Raw genomic sequence first — 17,625 nt, forward strand, 5'->3', positions numbered from 1 at the left:
GTGGCGGTGACGAGCGCCGGCATCCTGCCCTACCGCATCGCTGCGGACGGCACGGTGTCGGCGCTCGTCGCACACATGGGCGGACCCTACTGGTCCACGAAGGACGAGGGAGCCTGGTCGATCGTCAAGGGTGAGTACGACCCCGACGGCGAGGCGGCGCTGGATGCCGCGCGGCGCGAGTTCCGTGAAGAGCTCGGCCTCGAGCCGCCCGACGGCGAGTACGCCGAGCTCGGCACCTTCTCGTACGCGTCGGGCAAGCGCATCACCGTGTTCGTCGTCGATGGCGCGGAGTTCGACGTCTCGGATGCGGTGTTCGGCGAGTTCGAGATGGAGTGGCCGCCGCGCTCCGGGCGCATCGCATCCTTCCCGGAGGTCGACCGCGTCGAGTGGGTCGAGGTGGGGCGCGCACGCGAGCTGCTCGTGAAGGGACAGCGACCGGCCCTCGATCGGCTCGACGAACTCGTGCGAGCGAGCGGCAGGTAGTCGAGGGTGACGCAGCATCGCATCCTTCCCGCCGACCGGTGGGAGCCGTTCTCCGACGAGCATCTGGCGCGAGTCGTCCCCGTCGCCACGGATCGGATCATCCGGGCCTCCGCCGCCACCGACTTCACGCCGCGGCAGGCGGAGATGGTCATCTTCGACGCGTGCGGGATGAGCGAAGACGGCGTACGCATCTGGCATGCTGCCCGCCGGCTGGGTGAATCAGCGAATGCGCGCGCCCGCTCGTCGGCTCGGGCTCGCTTCGGCGGTCGAACGTCGAGCATCGGCTGGATCGGATGGGTGCTCGTGCTCTCCGCCCTCGCGGGCGGCATCACCTTCGCCGTCGCCCTGCAGACGAAGGACGCGGTGCTCACCGCCGTGTTCTCCGCGGCGACGGCAATGGCGGTGCTGGTGGCGGCCGTCGGTGCGCGAGGACGGCCGCTGGATCGCGCGCTGTGGCGGCCGCAGGCTTTCGCCCTGGGCGGCACCGCCATCGCCGTCGCGATCGTCGGTAGCGGTGCACCCGCCTTCGCGATGGCCGTGCTGTCTGGTGCACCGATCATCGTCGTCACCTCGATGGTCGCCGGCATGATCATCCGGCGTGCCAGGCCGCAGCAGGCCCGTGAGGTGGATGACAGTCTGACCGCCGCTTACCGGGCGATCATCCACGACCTCCCGGGCCACGTGGAGCAACTCCGCCGGGAGACCTCCGCCGCGCTGCCGCCGGAGCGAGCACGATTCGTCGAACGCGCCCGCGCCGCCGTCTTCGAACGGGTGCTGGCCGACGATCGCGTACCCGAACGGTCGCGGAGGAGGCTCGCGCGACACGCAGACGGGCACCCCGCGGGAGGGTTGATCATCGCGGATTTCGCCGATCCGCTCACCTGGATGCCGGCGACGCTCGCGCGGTCGGCGTGCACCACCGACGATCCGCGGCATGCCGACAACCGGGACGGCTGACCGGTCCCGCCGTCCCGCGTCAGCGCTTCTTTCTCGGCGCCTCCGAGACGTCGAGCTTGTCGTGCAGCCCGCCCAACGACGACCATGCGCTCGCCGTGCCCTTCGCGGCGTGCTCGGCGCCACGGACGGCTCGTTCGTCGGCCCACTCGTTGAGCACGTGACCACGGTGTCCGCGGACGTGCTCGAGGATGACGTCGGGCAGGCCGCGGGCCCGGCGGGCGTCGCGGGCGGCGATGAGCTGTTCGAGGATGTCGCGGTTCTTCGTCGGTGCGCCGGTGGAGGTCTTCCAGCCGCGACGGCGATGGCCGTCCATCCACGATGCATACGTGTCGATGGCGTACTTGGAGTCGGCCTGCACGACGAGCTCGCGGACGTCGGGGTGATCCTCGATCGCCTTGAGCAGCCCGAGAAGCTCGCCGATGTTGTTCGTGCCCTGCGGGATCGCTCCGGCGGCCCAGTGGCCGTCCTCGCCGACCCAGGCCCAGCCGGTCGGTCCGGGATTGCCCTTGCAAGCGCCGTCGGTGGCCACGGTGTATCGGTCGGAACTCACTCGGGCAAGGGTACCCGGGGCCTCGCGGCTTGCGGTTTCTGTATACGTTGAGATCGGATTCGCTTGTGTCCGACCCGTTCGCGCGGCTCTGTGTATACAATCGCTGCATGGTGGCCGAGGGTGGAGCACGGGCGGGAGAGCGCGCGTACGCCGCTCTGCTGACCGAGATCCAGAACGGCGACCTCGCTCCGGGGGCTGTGCTCGCCGAGGTCGAGCAGGCGACCCGACTGGGCGTGAGCCGCACGCCGCTGCGCGAAGCTCTGCGACGACTCGCGGCCGACGGCCTCGTACGACAGGCGTCTCCTCGCGTGACCGTGGTCGCCGACATCGATCGCGACGACATCCGGTCGCTGTTCGAGGTGCGGCGTGCGCTCGAGGAGACCGCCGCACGGCTCGCGGCATCCCGGGGTGACGCCGCGCTGTTCGCCGAGCTCGCCGCGGCGTTCGAGCGCACCGCACGAGACGACGCACCCGCGGCGGGGGACTCCGACGCGTACTACGCGCTCATCGCTCGCTTCGACGCGGCGCTCGACGGCGCGGCCGGCAACGCATATCTGACGTCGGCGCTGACGAAGGTGCGCGCCCATCTCGTGCGAGTACGCCGCCTCGCCCGCGACAACCCGGCGCGGCTCGCGGCATCGATCGACGAGCACCGACTCATCGCGAGCGCGATCGCCGCCCGCGACGCCGACCTCGCCGCACACGCCACCCACGTCCACCTGCACAACGCCCTGACCAGCATCCTCGACTCCCTGGAGGCATCCGCATGACCGTCAGCCATCACGTCCGGGTCCACCGCAGCGACGAAGAGCTCGCGCGCGAGGATCAGCTCGCGTGGAAGATCGCGGAGGTCGCCGTCGACCCCGTCGCGGTCGAGCCCGACGTTGTCGACATGATCGTCAACCGCATCATCGACAACGCCGCCGTCGCCGCGGCATCCCTCACGCGGGCGCCCGTCAGCTCGGCTCGCGCTCAGGCGCTCGACCACCCGGTCTCGCGCGGCGGCGCCGGGGCGAGCGTCTTCGGCGTGACCGACCTCACGAGCCCCGAGTGGGCCGCGTGGGCGAACGGCGTCGCGGTGCGCGAGCTGGACTACCACGACACCTTCCTCGCCGCGGACTACTCGCATCCCGGCGACAACATCCCCCCGATCCTCGCGGTCGCCCAGCACGTCGGGATCGACGGCGCGGCGCTCGTGCGGGGCCTCGCGACCGGGTACGAGATCCAGATCGACCTCGTGCGCGCGATCTGCCTGCACAAGCACAAGATCGACCACGTCGCCCACCTCGGGCCGTCGGCCGCCGCCGGCATCGGCACGCTGCTCGGCCTCGACGCGGCCACGATCTACCAGGCGGTCGGGCAGGCGCTGCACACGACGACCGCGACCCGCCAGTCGCGCAAGGGCGAGATCTCGACCTGGAAGGCGCACGCCCCCGCCTTCGCGGGAAAGCTCGCCGTCGAAGCCGTCGACCGGGCCCTGCGCGGCGAGACGAGCCCGAACCCGATCTACGAGGGCGAGGACGGCGTCATCGCGTGGCTGCTCGACGGACCGGATGCCGCCTACGCGGTACCCCTGCCGGCGCGGGGCGAGCCCAAGCGCGGCATCCTCGACTCGTACACGAAGGAGCACTCGGCGGAGTACCAGGCGCAGGCGTGGATCGACCTCGCGCGCAAGCTGCACGGCGCGCATCCCGAGCTGCTCGACCCCGCGAACGTCGAGAGCGTCGTGCTGCACACAAGCCACCACACGCACTACGTCATCGGCTCGGGTGCGAACGACCCGCAGAAGTACGACCCGACCGCATCGCGCGAGACGCTCGACCACTCGATCCCGTACATCTTCGCGGTCGCGCTGCAGGACGGCGGCTGGCACCACGTCGACTCGTACACGCCCGAGCGTGCGGCCCGCCCCGACACCGTGGCGCTGTGGCAGAGAATCACGACGGCCGAGGATGCCGAATGGACGCGGCGCTACCACTCGGAGGACCCGGCCGAGAAGGCGTTCGGCGGACGCGTCGAGATCCGCCTGACCGATGGTTCGACGATCGTCGACGAGATCGCCGTCGCCGACGCTCACCCGCTCGGTGCTCGTCCGTTCGCGCGCGAGGACTACATCCGCAAGTTCCGGATCCTCGCCGAGCCCGTGCTCGACCCGGCCGAGATCGAACGGTTCCTCGACCTCGCGCAGCGGCTGCCCGAACTCACCGCAGACGAGGTGCGCGAGCTGAACATCGTGGCGCGCGACGGCGTGATCGCCGCCGCCCCGAACCCGCGAGGGCTGTTCTGATGCTGTATTCGCAGACCACCCCCGCCGACAAACGGCGCGTCTTGCGCGAGCGCCTCGCCGCGGGCGAGACCCTGCGATTCCCCGGGGCGTTCAACCCGCTCTCGGCCCGCCTGATCGAGCAGCACGGCTTCGACGGGGTGTACGTCTCGGGCGCCGTCATCGCCGCCGACCTCGGCCTGCCCGACGTGGGCCTGACGACCCTGAGCGAGGTCGCCGGGCGCGGGCAGCAGATCGCGCGGATGACCGAGCTGCCGGCGATCATCGACGCCGACACCGGGTTCGGCGAGCCGATGAACGTCGCCCGCACGATCCAGACCCTCGAAGACGCCGGGCTCGCCGGCTGCCACATCGAGGACCAGGTCAACCCCAAGCGGTGCGGCCACCTCGATGGCAAGAGCGTCGTCGACGAGAGCACCGCGGTCGGCCGCATCCGAGCGGCCGTCGATGCGCGGCGCGACGCGAACTTCCTGATCATGGCGCGCACCGACATCCGGGCGATCGACGGGATGGATGCCGCGGTCGACCGAGCCCGCGCCCTGGTCGATGCCGGTGCGGACGCGATCTTCCCCGAGGCGATGCGCGACCTCGCCGAGTTCGAGGCGATGGCGGCGGCCGTCGACGTGCCGATCCTCGCGAACATGACCGAGTTCGGGAAGTCGGAGCTGTTCACGGTCGACCAGCTGCGCGACGCCGGGGTACGCATCGTCATCTGGCCGGTGTCGCTGCTGCGGATCGCGATGGGCGCGGCGGGTCGCGCGCTCGACGAGCTGACCGCCGCCGGCAGCCTGGCTGGCAAGGTCGACGAGATGCAGCATCGCGCCGACCTCTACGACCTGGTGGACTACGAGGGCTACGCCCGGTTCGACTCGTCGGTCTTCGACTTCACGCTGTCGACTCGCCAGAATGAGTCGATCGACCGGGGCTAGACCCGCTGATTCTGGCTACTCGACGGAGAGGGAACAGAACATGACCGAGCACGACGTCCGAAAGGGGCTCGTGGGGGTCGTCGCCGACGTCACCGCGATCTCGAAGGTGAACCCCGAGACGAACTCGCTGCTGTACCGGGGCTATCCCGTGCAGCAGCTCGCGGCGACGCAGCCGTTCGACGCGGTCGCGCACCTGCTGTGGCACGGCGACCTGCCCACACCGTCGCAGCTGGCGGCGCAGCGCGAACGTGCCCGTCCGCACCGTGCCCTGCCGGCGGAGCTGCGCGAGGCGATCGATCGGCTGCCGCTCGACGCGCACCCGATGGACGAGGTCCGCACGGCGGTGAGCGTGCTCGGTGCGCTCGACACCGCCGGTGCGGCATCCGTGCTCGACGCCGTCGGGACGCCGGAGCAGAACCTCGACCGCAGCCTGCGCCTGTCGGCCGTGCTGCCGGCGATCGTGGCGTACGGGCAGCGGCGCCGGCGGGGGCTCGAGCCGGTCGAACCGCGCGACGACCTCGACGACGCGGCGAACTTCCTGTGGATGACGTTCGGCGACGAGCCGCATCCCGTCGTGGCGGACGCGTTCAACCGGTCGCTCATCCTTTACGCCGAGCACTCGTTCAACGCCTCGACCTTCACGAGCCGCGTGATCGCCTCGACCCTCAGCGACCTGTACTCGGCGGTCGTAGGGGCGATCGGAGCCCTGAAGGGTCCGCTGCACGGCGGCGCCAACGAGGCGGTCATGCACGTCTTCGACGAAATCGGCGACGTCGCGAACGTCGTCCCCTGGCTTGACCGGGCACTGGCCGACAAGCGCAAGATCATGGGGTTCGGGCACCGCGTCTACAAGCGCGGCGACTCGCGCGTGCCGACGATGAAGGCCGCCCTCGACACGCTGGTGGCGCACTACGACCGGCCGGATGTCGGTGACCTGTACGACACGCTCGAGCGCGAGTTCACGCAGCGCAAGGGCATCTATCCGAACCTCGACTATCCGTCGGGCCCCGCGTACAACCTCATGGGCTTCGACACCGTCACCTTCACGCCGCTGTTCGTCGCGGCGCGGGTGGTTGGCTGGACCGCGCACATCATGGAGCAGTACGCCGCGAACGCGCTCATCCGCCCGCTGTCGGCTTACGACGGTCCGGACGAGCGACACGTTCCGGGCTACGTTCCCGAAGCGGCGGAGGCCGCGACGGCCGAGCGCCCGGAGGAAGCCGCGGGCTGAGCCGGCCGAGCGCGGGCGTACCGACACCGGAACGCGCCGAAACGCGGATCGACCCGCCGCCCCCGAATGCTCGGGGTGCGGCGGGTCGATCGGTCGTGCGGGTCAGGCGGTACGGGTCAGGCGGTACGGCGGCGGCGCGCGGCGATCAGGATGCCGCCGGCGACGAGCGCCAGGACGCCCGCCACGACGAACCCGATCGGGACGGCTCCACCGGTGACGGCGATCGTACCCGCCGGTGCGGCGGCCGTGATCGTCACGCCGACCTCGATCGGGGCGAGCGAGCCCGACGTCACGACGAGGCGGTGGGCACCGACCTCGAAGTCGCGCGGGATCGCGATCGAGAACGCCGTGCGGCCCGAGGCGTCGGCCGCCGGGATGCCGCTGACGACGATCGGCTCGCTGAACAGCGTGGCCTCGATCCGCTGGCCGGGCTCGAGGCCCGTCACCGTCACCGCGAGGGTTCCGCCCTGCGGCACCGAGCTCGCGCCGAGCTCGACGGTCGCCCACGGCTGGGCGGGCTCGCCGTCGCCGTCGCCGGGCTGGCCGGGCTCTCCGTCACCGGGCTCTCCGTCACCGGGCTCGGTGGGCTCTCCGTCACCGGGCGCGCCGGGGCCGGGGAAGCCGGGCTGCTCGACCGGCGGCTGCTCGCCCGCGACGTAGGCGCGGTTCGCCGGTGCCGGTGAGACCGGACCGACGGCGGCGAAGAACTCCACGGTCGCCTGCAGGTCGACCTGGCCCGAGTCCGCCGTTCCGGTGCCCTTCGCGAAGGTGCCGAAGTTGTCGCCGCCGCCCGCGAGGAACGAGTTGGTGACGACGCGGATCTTCGTCGTGGTGTCGTCGAGCGCGAGCTGCTCGCCATTCAGCTGCATCGAGCGGATGTGCGAGCCCTTCCCGTCCGGGTCGTACTCGAAGGTGAAGCCCTTCGACACGCCCATCGCGAGCTTGGGGCGTGACGCGCCGGCCGGCTGCCACTGCTCCTCGAGAACCTGCTTGATCTGCGCCGGGGTCAGCTCGAGCGTCACGAGCGTGTTGGCGAACGGCTGGACGTTGGCGACCTCACGGTACGACACAGCACCGTTGTCGTCGCCGAACAGCAGGTCGGCGCGCAGGCCGCCCGGGTTCATGAACGCCACCTGGGCGTCGCGCCCACCGTAGGCGGGGTTCTGCGACGTCGCCCACAGGTAGACGTCGGCGACGGTGTTGCCGAGCGTCGAGTGCACGCCGCGGTCCTCCGAGCCCGACGCGGTCTTGCCGCGCAGGATGTCGGCGGTGATCGAGCCGACCTGTACGCGACCCTTCTCGTCGGCGACGCGCACCGCGTTCGCGACGACCTGGGCCGTCTCGGTGTCGGGGTACGCGATGTACTGGCCGATCGTCGCGTCGTAGAGCGACACCGTGCTCGGGGTGATCGACTCGAGCTCGCCCGCGTCGGTCAGCTCGATGTCGAGCGAGCCGAGCGTCGTGCCGTACTGGTGCGCCTGCAGCACCGGTCGTCCGCCGATCTCGCAGGCGTACTTCTGGTGCGTGTGCGCCGAGACGATCGCGTCGATGTTCGACGAGGCGCCGCGGACGAGGTCGCCGAAGTCGCCGGCCTCGGTGGCGATGGCCGCGCAGTCGGAGCCCGCGGATCCCTCGTGCGCGAGCAGCACCACGATGTCGGCGCCGTCGGCGACGGCATCGGCTGCGGCGTCGTTGGCCGAGGCGACCTGGTCGCGGAACTCGATGCCCGCGATGCCCTGCGGGCTGACCATGCCGGCGGTCTGCTCGGTCACGGTGCCGACGAACGCGATCTGCGTGCCGTCGACGTCCTTGATCGTGTACGGCTTGAGCGCGTGCTCGTCGGTGCCCTTCCGGAACACGTTCGCGCCGAGCGCGAAGTCGCTGAAGGCACCGGCATCCGTGTCGCCCTCGAACCGGGGGATGACGCGGCCGGTCAGGTCGTCGAACCCGCGGTCGAACTCGTGGTTGCCGACGGCGCTGACGTCGAGGCCGGCGGTCTTCAGCGCGTCGATCGTGGGGGTGTCCTGGTCGATGAACGACTCGAACGCCGAGGCGCCGATGTTGTCGCCCGCCGAGACGAGCAGGGTGTTCGGGTTCTGCTGGCGGAACGTGTCCACCGCGCCGGCGAGTACCGCGGCGCCGGCGACGCCGCTCGTCTCCTGCACGAGGCGGCCGTGGAAGTCGTTGATCGTCAGCACGCGGATGTCGGGCTGCGCGACGGGGGCGCCGCCGATCAGCTGCTCGATGCTGTACAGCGTCGTCGTTCCCGACACCTCGTTGCCGACCGCGAGCAGCGGCTGGCCGGTGGGGGAGCGGTGCGCCGCGATGAACTGGAGGCCCTCGGGACCGAGGTCGCCCGCGGCGGGAGAGTCGGCGGGGGCGCCGAAGTCGCGGTTGTTGACGTACGTGACGTAGGTCGCTGCCCGCGGTTCGGTGATGTCGTAGACGATGACGCCGCCGACGCGCTCGAAGCCGATGAAGGCATACGTGCGGCCGCCGACCGTGCCGATCGACAGGTTCTCGGGCTCGGGGCCCTTGTCGTCGCTGCGGCCCTCGAGGTTCGCCTCGGTGTGGTTCGAGTTGAAGTACTCGGGCGCGACGCGCGCGAGGATCTGCTCGAACTGGTCGCCGGAGTCGAACACGAGCGAGCCGTCGGTGCCCCAGATCGAGAATGAGCGGCCGCCGAAGGAGTACAGCTCCTCGTAGCAGGTGCCGTCGGCGCGCAGACCGTTCGCGGTCGAGACGTTGAGGCGTCCGAGTGCTGCATCGCCGAGCTGCGCCGCGAGGGGGGAGTCGGCGCAGACGGCCGGAAGCCCCTTCTTGCCGAGGTCCTTCACACGCGCGGGCTCGGCGTAGTCGCCCCACTCGCGGGCATCGCCCTCGTTCGCGGTGACGAGATAGGTGGTGGCCTTGCCGCCCGCGGTGGCCGAGTACGACTGCAGACCATCGGGCATGGAGATGCCCTTCAGGCCGGCGTAGGTGGCGATGTTGATCGCACCGTCTTTGTCGCTCGCGTCGAGGCCGTTACCGGCTGCGCCGTGATCCTTGAACGTGAGCGGGAGGATCTTGGTGACCTCGGCCTTGGCGAGGTCGACGACGGCGATCGCGTTCGCCTCCTGCAGGGCCGCGTAGGCGGTCGTGCCGTCGACGGTGATGTACTCCGGCTCGAGGTTGCGGCTCACCCGGTTGGCGGTCAGCGGCTTGTCGCCCTGGTTCGGGGCGGCGACATCGGGGCCGAAGACGCGCACGTCAGCGGGAAGCGGTGCCTTGGCGCCGCCCGCCTCGAACGCGCCGAACCCGGCGATGCGGACGGCGGTCTGGGCGGGTGCGGACACCGTCTTCGGCAGCGCGACGACGCCGATCGAGCCCTCGGGGTCGGTCGAGAAGTCGTCGGCGGGCTCGCCCTCGTTCGCGACGACCGCGTAGGCGCCGTCCTTCGAGATCGTGACCATGTCGGGCAGGGCGCCGACGGTGACCGAGCCGAGGCGGGCGGATGCCGCGTCGTCGGCGTTCGCGTCGAAGAACACGAGAGACCCGTTCGCGGTCTTGTCCTCGGCCTCGAACGCGACGACGCCGAGACCGTCGTCGCGGATGGCGAGGGAGTTGGCGGTGCCGGCATCCGCGATGGTGAACAGCTCGACGGGAGCCGTCGGGTCGCTGTTGTCGAGCACGCTGACCGAGCCGGCCAGCGCGTTGACGACGTAGAGGCGGTCGCGGTACGACTGCACGATCTCGGCGGCGGACTCGTCGAAGACGCCGGTCTCGTGCGAGCCGATCGGCGTGAGCGCGAGCGACGCGTTCGGGGCGGAGTCGCGGATGGGGTCGGGGACGACCGCGGCGGATGCCGCCGTCAACGGCGTGAGCGCGAGGGTGCAGGTCAGTGCGGCGGTGGCGACGGCCGCGAGCATGCGAGGAACCGTGCGGTTCCGGGCAGGCGAAGGCATAGGTGTCCTCTGGTCGGGTGAACGGGTGCGGGGTCGTGCCTATCGCGCGGACGTGTCCGGAACGTGAATGACCGGCAACCGATCGGGGACGGCCGGAGAGGCGCGTGGCACGATGAGGGCATGAGCGAGTACACGACGATCGTCACCGAGACGCGGGGCCGCGTCGGCTGGATCACCCTGAACCGTCCGGAGGCGCTCAACGCCCTCAACGCGACGCTGGCGGCGGAGCTGGCGCTGGCGGCGGTCGCCTTCGACCGCGATGAGGCGATCGGCGCGATCGTGGTCACCGGGTCGGAGCGGGCATTCGCCGCGGGTGCCGACATCAAGGAGATGGCGGGTAAGAGCGCACGCGACATGTCGGTCGACAACCCGTTCGCTCCGCTCGAGGACTTCGCCCGGGTGCGGACTCCCGTCATCGCCGCCGTCGCCGGTTACGCGCTGGGCGGTGGATGCGAGCTCGCCATGATGTGCGACATCATCCTCGCCGCCGACACGGCCGTTTTCGGGCAGCCCGAGATCGACCTGGGTGTCATCCCCGGTATCGGCGGCACGCAGCGGCTCGCGCGCGCGATCGGCTACTACAAGGCGGCCGAGCTCGTGCTGACCGGACGTCGGATGCCGGCGGATGAGGCCGAGCGTGCGGGGCTCGTCTCGCGTGTGGTGCCCGCTGCTCAGCTGCTCGACGAGGCCGGCGCGGTCGCGGAGCGGATCGCCTCGCGGTCGCTGCCGGTCGCGTACGCGGCGAAGCAGGCGCTGCGCGCATCGCAGGAGACGACCGCCGCCGAGGGACTGCGCCTGGAGCGGACGATCTTCGCGTCGCTGTTCGCCCTCGACGACCAGGCGGAGGGGATGTCGGCCTTCGCCGAGAAGCGCGCGCCGGAGTTCCGCCACCGCTGACCGACCGCGATGTGTTCAGCCGTTCGCAAGGGCACGTCGGGCACCCCGCGCAAAAGGCGGGTCAGAAGGGTGGCGGTTCGTCGGGACCGGTGTCGACGCTTGCTGGCGGTGGTGGATCCGCTGCGGGTGTGAAGCAGACGGCGGGGATCGGTACGTCTTCGCGGTAGATCCGTCCGCCCGGTGAGGTCCATTCGAGGATCCCGCCTCCGAGTTGTGTGACGTTCCAGTTGGTGAATTGCTTCATCGAGTGGTGTCGTTGGCACAGGTGGGCGAGGTTGTAGATGTGGGTGCGCCCACCCAACGCGTGGTCGATGGTGTGGTCGAGTTCGCAGCGGATCGCAGCGCGGCGGCATCCCGGGAACCGGCAGTGTTGATCCCTCGCCTGTAGCAGCCGTCGCATGGATGCGGTGGGCCGGTAGGTGTCGGTTTCGACCGGGGTGCGGGTGACCGGGTCGATGAACAGCCGGTCCCACGAAGTCGTCTGCCCGGCGAGTTGACGGGCGGTGTCGGCGTCGATGAGTCCGGTGCCGACGGCTTCGGCGGGCCCGGAGTCGGTGCCGGTGAGGGTGTTCGCGGTGACGACGACCTGCACCCGCGCACGGATCGCACCGAGCGGACCCGGGGCGTCGGTGCCATAGGTCGGATCGACCACGGGAGCGCCACCGAGCACGAGGTCAGCGAGAGCATCGGCGCGGAGCTGATCCATCGTGCGGGCGTCGGGCTCGGTTGCGTCCCCCGCACCCGCCGCTGCGGCATCCGTTCCCGCTGCTCGGGCGTCCTTCACGGACTGGCCCATCTGCGTGAGCCGGTCGAGCATCCCCGCGGCGATCACCGTGGGCAAGGTCGCGATCAGGTCCGACATCCCGTCCGCCCCCGGGAGCACCCGAACACACCGGCCCGCGGCAGCGTCCCGGTGCCGGTCGGTGAACTCCCGCGGGTGCATCCGCTCCGCCAACGCTCTCAGCGGCTCGCGCACGCGCACCGCAATGTCCCGCTGACAGATGTCGACCGCCGCTTCCTCGAACGCGCCTCGAATCTCCGCGGGCACCACCATCCCGGCCTTCACGACCACCTCTACGTGATCCCGCGTGATCCGCCGGGCCTCCCAGGCCGCGAACACCGCCGGATAGTCGTCGACGATCGTCATCGCGTGGTCGATGTCGTGCTGCAACCGCCGATCCGACCGACCCGCCAAACCTGCCGCCTCCGCCGCGACCGATCGCAACTCCATGTCGGACGCCATACCCCGCACGCCGCCGATGTGTGCGACGCGCAACGCCGACCGCCCCACGTCCGCCAGCGCTCGCGTTGTCGCGATCTCGCCGGCATGCAACGCGTCGAGCGCGGCCGAGTACGCACCGAGCGCACCGGCGTGGGGACTCAGTCCCACCCCGCCGCTACCGCTCGTCGTTGCCATATGTCCATGATCGCGCGGACCACGGACATCGAACGCCGAGCGGCCAACGATTGTGGACAGGTCACCCCACCCGCCCACCGGGGGAGGAAACGGTCAGACGGTCAGACCTGAAACCGCGACTCAGCGGACGAAGCGGACTTCCGTCAGCGTCTCGCCCAGGAACGGCTCGGTGTGCGTCGCGCCGTCGAGGGTGAAGCCGTTGCGCTCGTAGAAGCGGTGCGCGCGGGGATTGTCCTCGGCGACCCAGAGGTACACGCCCTCGTCCTTCTCGATCGCGGCGTCGAAGAGCCGCTGACCGATGCCCGTGCCGTGCCAGGCGTCGAGCAGGTAGATGAAGTAAAGCTCACGGGTGCGCGGTGCATCGCGGTCGCGTGCGGGGCCGGAGCCGACGAAGCCGACGATCTCGCCGCGGACGAGCGCCGCGTGCATCCGGAAGTCCTCGCCCTGCGCGGCCCAGTGGGTCCACAGTTCGGCCAGTCGACGGGGCGAGACGCTCTGCAGTGCGGCGGTGCTGATGAGGTGGTCGTAGGTCTCGTGCCAGCAGGTGGCGTGCACCCGCCCGAGGGCTTCGGCGTCGACATCCCGCACCGGACGGACGACGATGTCGGTCTGCAGTTCGGCTTCCATGGCCAGACTCTACGCTCGGCCGACGGCGTCGGGAAATCCGCTCTCGGCGTCACGGACGGCCTGCTAGGGTCATTCCCCGACACGGGGTGCCCGCATCCGCGAGCTGAGATCAGACCCGTCGAACCTGCTCCAGTGCAATGCTGGCGAAGGGATGTCGAAATGCGCGATGTCGTGCCCACCGTCCGCGGCCCCGAGGATGCGCTGGCAGCGCTCCGGGATGCCGCTCCGCTCACCCACTGCGTGACGAACGCCGTCGTCACCGGTTTCACCGCGAACGTGCTGCTCGCCCTCGGGGCGAGTCCCGCGATGGTCGACATCGAGGGCGAAGCCGGCCTGTTCGCGGGCGTCGCCGACGGAGTGCTCGTGAACCTCGGGACCCCGAACCCGCAGCAGCAGGCGAGCGCCCGCGAGATCGTCGGGGCGACCCGGCGCTGGGTGCTCGACCCCGTCGCGGTCGGTGTGCTGCCGGTGCGCACCGCCCTCGCGGCGGAGCTGGTCGCGGCGGGCCCGGCCGTCATCCGCGGCAACGCCTCCGAGATCGCCGCGGTCGCCGGGCGCGGCGTCGGCGGTCGCGGTGTCGACAGCACCGACGACCCCGAGACGGTGCACGCCGCCGCCGCCGAGCTGGCGCAGCGCACGGGCGCGGTCGTCGCGGTGTCGGGCGCCGTCGACCTCGTCACCGACGGTGTGCGCACCGTCCGCGTGCCGGGCGGCGACCCGTTGCTCACGCGGGTGACCGGCGGCGGGTGTTCGCTGGGAGCGACGATCGCCGCCTTCCTCGGCGTCGTCGAGCCGTTCTCGGCTGCCGTCGCGGGGTCGCTCGTGCACAAGCGGGCGGCGGAGGTCGCGGCATCCGTCTCGTCGGGTCCGGGATCGTTCGCGGTGGCCTTCCTCGACGCTCTCGCGGGTCTGCGGCCGAGCGACCTCGACGCGGCACGCCTGACCACTGCCGGAGACGCGCGGTGACCCGCGGGGTCGACCTCGCGCTCCACCTCGTCACGGACGACCGCCTGCCGATCGACGCGCTGCCGTCGGTCGTGGACGCGGCCGTCGCGGGCGGGGTCACGGTCGTGCAGCTGCGCGACAAGCGGGTCGGCGCCGCTGAGCTCATCCGCCGCGCGGGGCTGCTGTCGGACGTCATCGCGGGGCGCGTGCCGCTGCTCATCGACGATCGCGTCGACGTGGCCCTCGCCGCGCGCGACGCGGGAGCGCGCATCGACGGTGTTCACCTCGGACAGTCCGACATCCCGCCGCTCACCGCGCGGCGTCTGCTCGGCGCGGACGCGGTCGTCGGGTGGACCGCGCACACCCCTGCCCACCTGCGCGCGGCGGCGGCCCTGCCGGCGGGGACCCTCGACTACCTGGGCGTCGGGGTGATCCGGCCCACGGCGACGAAGGCGGACCATCCGCCCGCCCTCGGCGTCGCGGGATTCGCCGAGCTCGCCGATGCGGCATCGCTGCCGTGCGTCGCGATCGGCGGCGTGCGCCCGGAGGATGTGGGGCCGTTGCGTCGCGCGGGTGCCGCGGGGGTCGCGGTCGTGTCGGCGATCTGCGCGGCCGCCGATCCCGGGGCCGCCGCACGGTCGTTCGCTCATGCCGTCGACGCGGAGGGCGGGCGGTGACCCCGGGATCGGCGGACCCCCGTCCGCCGCGGGTGCTCAGCATCGCGGGCACCGATCCCACGGGCGGTGCCGGAATCCAAGCCGACCTGAAGACGATCGCGGCGTTCGGGGGATACGGCATGGCCGTCGTGACCGCACTCGTCGCGCAGAACACGCTCGGCGTGCGCTCGGTGCATCCCTCACCGGCCGCGTTCCTGCGCGACCAACTCGAGGCCGTCGGCGACGACGTGCAGATCGACGCGATCAAGATCGGGATGCTGCATTCGCAGCGGCTCATCGCGGTGGTCGACGACTGGCTGGGCCAGCGCACGGGTGACGTCGTGATCCTCGACCCGGTCATGGTCGCGACCAGCGGCGACCGCTTGCTCGACGCCGCCGCGGAGGACGCCGTTCGCGCGCTCTGCCGGCGGGCCGACCTGGTGACGCCGAACCTCCCCGAGCTGGCGGTTCTCGTCGATGAGCCCGTTGCGACGTCGTGGGGCGCGGCGGTGGCGCAGGCCCGGCGGCTAGCCGAGGCTTCGGGCGCTCGCGTGCTCCTGAAGGGGGGACACCTCGCCGGAGATGCCTGCCCCGACGCCCTCGTCTCAGCGGCCGGCGTCGTCGCGCAGATCGACGGCGCGCGCGTGGCCTCGACGAACACCCACGGCACCGGCTGCTCGCTGTCGTCGGCGATGGCCACGCTCCGCGCCGCCGGGTGGGAGTGGACCGCTGCCCTCGCCCGCGCGAAGGCCTGGCTCACCGGAGCCATCGCCGCCGGCGCCGCGCTCGAGGTGGGACGCGGCAACGGCCCGATCGACCATCTGCACGAGCTGCGGCCCGCGCTCGACCATCTGCACGAGCTGCGGCCCGCGCTCGACCATCTGCACGAGCTGCGGCCCGCGTTCGACCTCCGTCCCGCGGTGACGACCGAAGCCGCCGCGGCCCCGTCGACCTGGACCGAGCGGGCCTGGACGGATGCCGCACCGGTGCGCGCCGCGGTCGACGCGTGCGCTCTCGTCGACGGTCTGCGGACCGGCGACCTCGACGCGCGATGGTTCGCGTGGTACCTCGCGCAGGACGCGCTGTATCTCGGTGAGTACGCCCGGGTGCTCGCGCGCGCCAGCGCGCTCGCGCCGCGGGCGGAGGAACAGGTGTTCTGGGCGGAGGCAGCGGCATCAGCCATCGCCGTCGAGGCCGAGCTGCACCGATCGCACGTGGACGAGACCGCGCCGGATGCCGCACCCACGACCCTCGCGTACACCGACCACCTGCATGCGGCGTCGGTCCGAGGCTCGTACGGCGAGCTCGTCGCGGCGCTGCTGCCCTGCTTCTGGCTGTATGCCGACCTCGGCGAGCGGTTCGCGGACGCCAACCACGACGCGCACCCGTACCGGGATTGGCTCGCGACGTACGCGGACCCCGCGTTCGCCGCCTCGACGCGGCGAGCGATCGCGGTGGTCGACCATGCCGCGAGCGAAGCGTCGCCCACTGAGCGGGAGCGGATGCGCGTGGCCTTCGCGCGGTCGATGGGGCACGAGCTCGCGTTCTTCGAGGCGCCCGTCCGCGCCGCCGATGCCCACGACGATGCCGACGCGGGGGGAGTCCGCGCACGGGGCCTAGTCTGAGCACATGCCGAAGGACCGACCCGGCCGAGCCACCATGAAGGATGTCGCCGCGCTGGCGGGGGTCTCGGCGAAGACGGTCTCGAACGTCCTGACCGGCAGTGCCGTGGTGCGCCCCGAGACGCAGGAGCGCGTCGAGGCCGCGATGCGCGAGCTCGACTTCGTGCCCAACCTCAGCGCGCGGGGGCTGCGCAACGGGCGCTCGGGCGTCATCGCGATCGCCCTGCCGGACCTCGCCACCGCGTTCTCGGCCGAGACACTGCACCACCTCGTCGACGCGGCGCACCAGCGGGGCTACGCGGTGCAGGTGGAAGAGACGGCGCTCGCACCGGAACGCGAGCGCGACCTGGTCTCGCGGGCGCGAGCGCACCTCGTCGACGGACTGGTGCTCAACCCGATCCGCATCGAGGACAGCGTCATCGACCGGGACGAGGGGCTGCCGCCGATCGTGCTGATCGGCGAGGTCGAGCAGCACGTCACCGACCGGGTGCTCATCGACAGCCCCGGCGGTGCGCGCGACGCCGTGGCGCACCTCATCGGGCGCGGGGCGCGCCGCATCGCGGCGATCGGCGGAGACGAGCAGACCGAGCGCGCGACCGCGACGAGCCGCCTGCGGCTGGCGGGGATGCGCGCGGCGATCGCCGAGGCCGGTCTCGACCACGATCCGCGTCGCGAGATCAACGTCCTGCCGTGGAACATGGAGGCCGGCGCCTCGGGGGTGCGGACGCTTCTCGAGCGCGGCGTCGGCTTCGATGCGCTGCTGTGCTTCACCGATTCGATCGCGGTGGGAGCCCTGCACGCGCTCGCCGCCGCCGGCATCCGCGTGCCCGAGGAGGTGCTCGTGTGCGGCTTCGACGACATCGAGCAGGCGCGGTACACCAGCCCCGAGCTCTCGACCGTCTCGTTCGACCGCAGCGAGCTGGCCCGCGCCACGATCGCGCTGCTCGAGGAGCGGATGACGGCTCCGGGGGCACCGGTGCGCGCCGTGGCGATCCCGCATCGCGTCGTCGCCCGGGCGAGCACCGGAGCGCGGCCTGCCGGGGTGCGCGGGCGCTGAGCCCCCTGCACGGGACCCCTCTTGCG

The 17,625-nt window shown here is 71.6% G+C and carries 15 protein-coding genes and 1 riboswitch; of the genes, 11 read left to right on the forward strand and 4 right to left on the reverse strand.

Annotated features, from left to right (window positions below; translation table 11 throughout):
* Together PUW82_RS04185 and PUW82_RS04190 are read left to right on the forward strand one after the other, a co-directional pair.
* Positions 1-483: an NUDIX hydrolase gene (locus tag PUW82_RS04185; protein ID WP_274221071.1), complete on the forward strand. Its 483-nt coding sequence runs from the start codon at positions 1-3 to the stop codon at positions 481-483.
* A 6-nt stretch (positions 484-489) separates the two neighbouring features.
* Entirely contained in the window at positions 490-1,440 is a 951-nt protein-coding gene (locus PUW82_RS04190) for a hypothetical protein (protein ID WP_274221072.1), read from the forward strand.
* 19 nt (positions 1,441-1,459) lie between these two features.
* Here PUW82_RS04190 and PUW82_RS04195 read toward each other — a convergent pair whose 3' ends face one another.
* Positions 1,460-1,990, reverse strand: a complete 531-nt coding sequence (locus PUW82_RS04195) for a ribonuclease H family protein (protein ID WP_274221073.1) — start codon at positions 1,988-1,990, stop codon at positions 1,460-1,462.
* A gap of 107 nt (positions 1,991-2,097) precedes the next feature.
* On the opposite strand from PUW82_RS04195, the gene PUW82_RS04200 reads away from it, so the two are divergent.
* Genes PUW82_RS04200 through PUW82_RS04215 form a run of 4 tightly spaced genes read left to right on the forward strand, consistent with a single transcriptional unit; the run spans position 2,098 to position 6,434 of the window.
* Positions 2,098-2,760: a GntR family transcriptional regulator gene (locus PUW82_RS04200; RefSeq protein WP_274221074.1), complete on the forward strand. Its 663-nt coding sequence runs from the start codon at positions 2,098-2,100 to the stop codon at positions 2,758-2,760.
* Positions 2,757-4,277, forward strand: coding sequence for an MmgE/PrpD family protein (locus PUW82_RS04205; protein WP_274221075.1), 1,521 nt, complete (start codon positions 2,757-2,759; stop codon positions 4,275-4,277). Before PUW82_RS04200 ends, PUW82_RS04205 begins: the two co-directional genes overlap by 4 nt.
* The gene (prpB, locus tag PUW82_RS04210) at positions 4,277-5,203 is read left to right on the forward strand and encodes a methylisocitrate lyase (RefSeq protein ID WP_274221076.1); all 927 of its coding nucleotides are present in this window, start codon (positions 4,277-4,279) and stop codon (positions 5,201-5,203) included. The genes PUW82_RS04205 and prpB overlap by 1 nt, the downstream gene beginning before the upstream one ends.
* A gap of 40 nt (positions 5,204-5,243) precedes the next feature.
* Positions 5,244-6,434, forward strand: coding sequence for a bifunctional 2-methylcitrate synthase/citrate synthase (locus PUW82_RS04215; protein ID WP_274221077.1), 1,191 nt, complete (start codon positions 5,244-5,246; stop codon positions 6,432-6,434).
* A 116-nt stretch (positions 6,435-6,550) separates the two neighbouring features.
* On the opposite strand, the gene PUW82_RS04220 is transcribed toward PUW82_RS04215, so the two are convergent.
* Positions 6,551-10,342 carry a choice-of-anchor I family protein gene (locus PUW82_RS04220; RefSeq protein WP_274221078.1) on the reverse strand — a complete coding sequence of 1,264 codons (3,792 nt, stop codon included), beginning with the start codon at positions 10,340-10,342 and terminating at the stop codon, positions 6,551-6,553.
* A 156-nt stretch (positions 10,343-10,498) separates the two neighbouring features.
* Between PUW82_RS04220 and PUW82_RS04225 the strand changes: the two genes are divergently transcribed.
* Positions 10,499-11,275: an enoyl-CoA hydratase-related protein gene (locus tag PUW82_RS04225; protein WP_274221079.1), complete on the forward strand. Its 777-nt coding sequence runs from the start codon at positions 10,499-10,501 to the stop codon at positions 11,273-11,275.
* 61 nt (positions 11,276-11,336) lie between these two features.
* Here the strand turns inward: PUW82_RS04225 and PUW82_RS04230 are convergent, their stop codons facing one another.
* Entirely contained in the window at positions 11,337-12,692 is a 1,356-nt protein-coding gene (locus PUW82_RS04230) for an HNH endonuclease (RefSeq protein WP_274221080.1), read from the reverse strand.
* 120 nt (positions 12,693-12,812) lie between these two features.
* Positions 12,813-13,319 (reverse strand): GNAT family N-acetyltransferase, encoded by a 507-nt coding sequence (locus PUW82_RS04235; RefSeq protein WP_274221081.1) that lies wholly within the window; start codon positions 13,317-13,319, stop codon positions 12,813-12,815.
* Between the two features lie 72 nt (positions 13,320-13,391).
* Positions 13,392-13,488, forward strand: a riboswitch (TPP riboswitch).
* Between PUW82_RS04235 and thiM the strand changes: the two genes are divergently transcribed.
* The 4 genes from thiM (at position 13,479) to PUW82_RS04255 (ending at position 17,599) form a co-directional block, all read left to right on the forward strand.
* Positions 13,479-14,285 (forward strand): hydroxyethylthiazole kinase, encoded by an 807-nt coding sequence (thiM, locus tag PUW82_RS04240; RefSeq protein ID WP_274221082.1) that lies wholly within the window; start codon positions 13,479-13,481, stop codon positions 14,283-14,285. Its footprint overlaps the riboswitch before it by 10 nt.
* Complete coding sequence (thiE, locus tag PUW82_RS04245; RefSeq protein ID WP_274221083.1) at positions 14,282-14,941, forward strand: thiamine phosphate synthase; 660 nt, start codon at positions 14,282-14,284, stop codon at positions 14,939-14,941. The genes thiM and thiE overlap by 4 nt, the downstream gene beginning before the upstream one ends.
* Complete coding sequence (locus PUW82_RS04250; protein WP_274221084.1) at positions 14,938-16,545, forward strand: bifunctional hydroxymethylpyrimidine kinase/phosphomethylpyrimidine kinase; 1,608 nt, start codon at positions 14,938-14,940, stop codon at positions 16,543-16,545. Before thiE ends, PUW82_RS04250 begins: the two co-directional genes overlap by 4 nt.
* A gap of 4 nt (positions 16,546-16,549) precedes the next feature.
* Positions 16,550-17,599 (forward strand): LacI family DNA-binding transcriptional regulator, encoded by a 1,050-nt coding sequence (locus tag PUW82_RS04255; protein WP_274221085.1) that lies wholly within the window; start codon positions 16,550-16,552, stop codon positions 17,597-17,599.
* The last annotated feature ends 26 nt before the right edge of the window (positions 17,600-17,625 follow it).

It is taken from the genome of Microbacterium thalli, assembly GCF_028737325.1.
GTDB classification, from domain to species: domain Bacteria; phylum Actinomycetota; class Actinomycetes; order Actinomycetales; family Microbacteriaceae; genus Microbacterium; species Microbacterium thalli.

Coding starts and splice junctions, on each gene's coding strand:
- PUW82_RS04200 (WP_274221074.1), top strand. CDS start 2,098: ATGGTGGCCGAGGGTGGAGCACGGGCGGGAGAGCGCGCGTACGCCGCT.
- PUW82_RS04205 (WP_274221075.1), top strand. CDS start 2,757: ATGACCGTCAGCCATCACGTCCGGGTCCACCGCAGCGACGAAGAGCTC.
- prpB (WP_274221076.1), top strand. CDS start 4,277: ATGCTGTATTCGCAGACCACCCCCGCCGACAAACGGCGCGTCTTGCGC.
- PUW82_RS04215 (WP_274221077.1), top strand. CDS start 5,244: ATGACCGAGCACGACGTCCGAAAGGGGCTCGTGGGGGTCGTCGCCGAC.
- PUW82_RS04220 (WP_274221078.1), bottom strand. CDS start 10,342: ATGCTCGCGGCCGTCGCCACCGCCGCACTGACCTGCACCCTCGCGCTC.
- PUW82_RS04225 (WP_274221079.1), top strand. CDS start 10,499: ATGAGCGAGTACACGACGATCGTCACCGAGACGCGGGGCCGCGTCGGC.
- PUW82_RS04230 (WP_274221080.1), bottom strand. CDS start 12,692: ATGGCAACGACGAGCGGTAGCGGCGGGGTGGGACTGAGTCCCCACGCC.
- PUW82_RS04235 (WP_274221081.1), bottom strand. CDS start 13,319: ATGGAAGCCGAACTGCAGACCGACATCGTCGTCCGTCCGGTGCGGGAT.
- thiM (WP_274221082.1), top strand. CDS start 13,479: ATGCGCGATGTCGTGCCCACCGTCCGCGGCCCCGAGGATGCGCTGGCA.
- PUW82_RS04255 (WP_274221085.1), top strand. CDS start 16,550: ATGCCGAAGGACCGACCCGGCCGAGCCACCATGAAGGATGTCGCCGCG.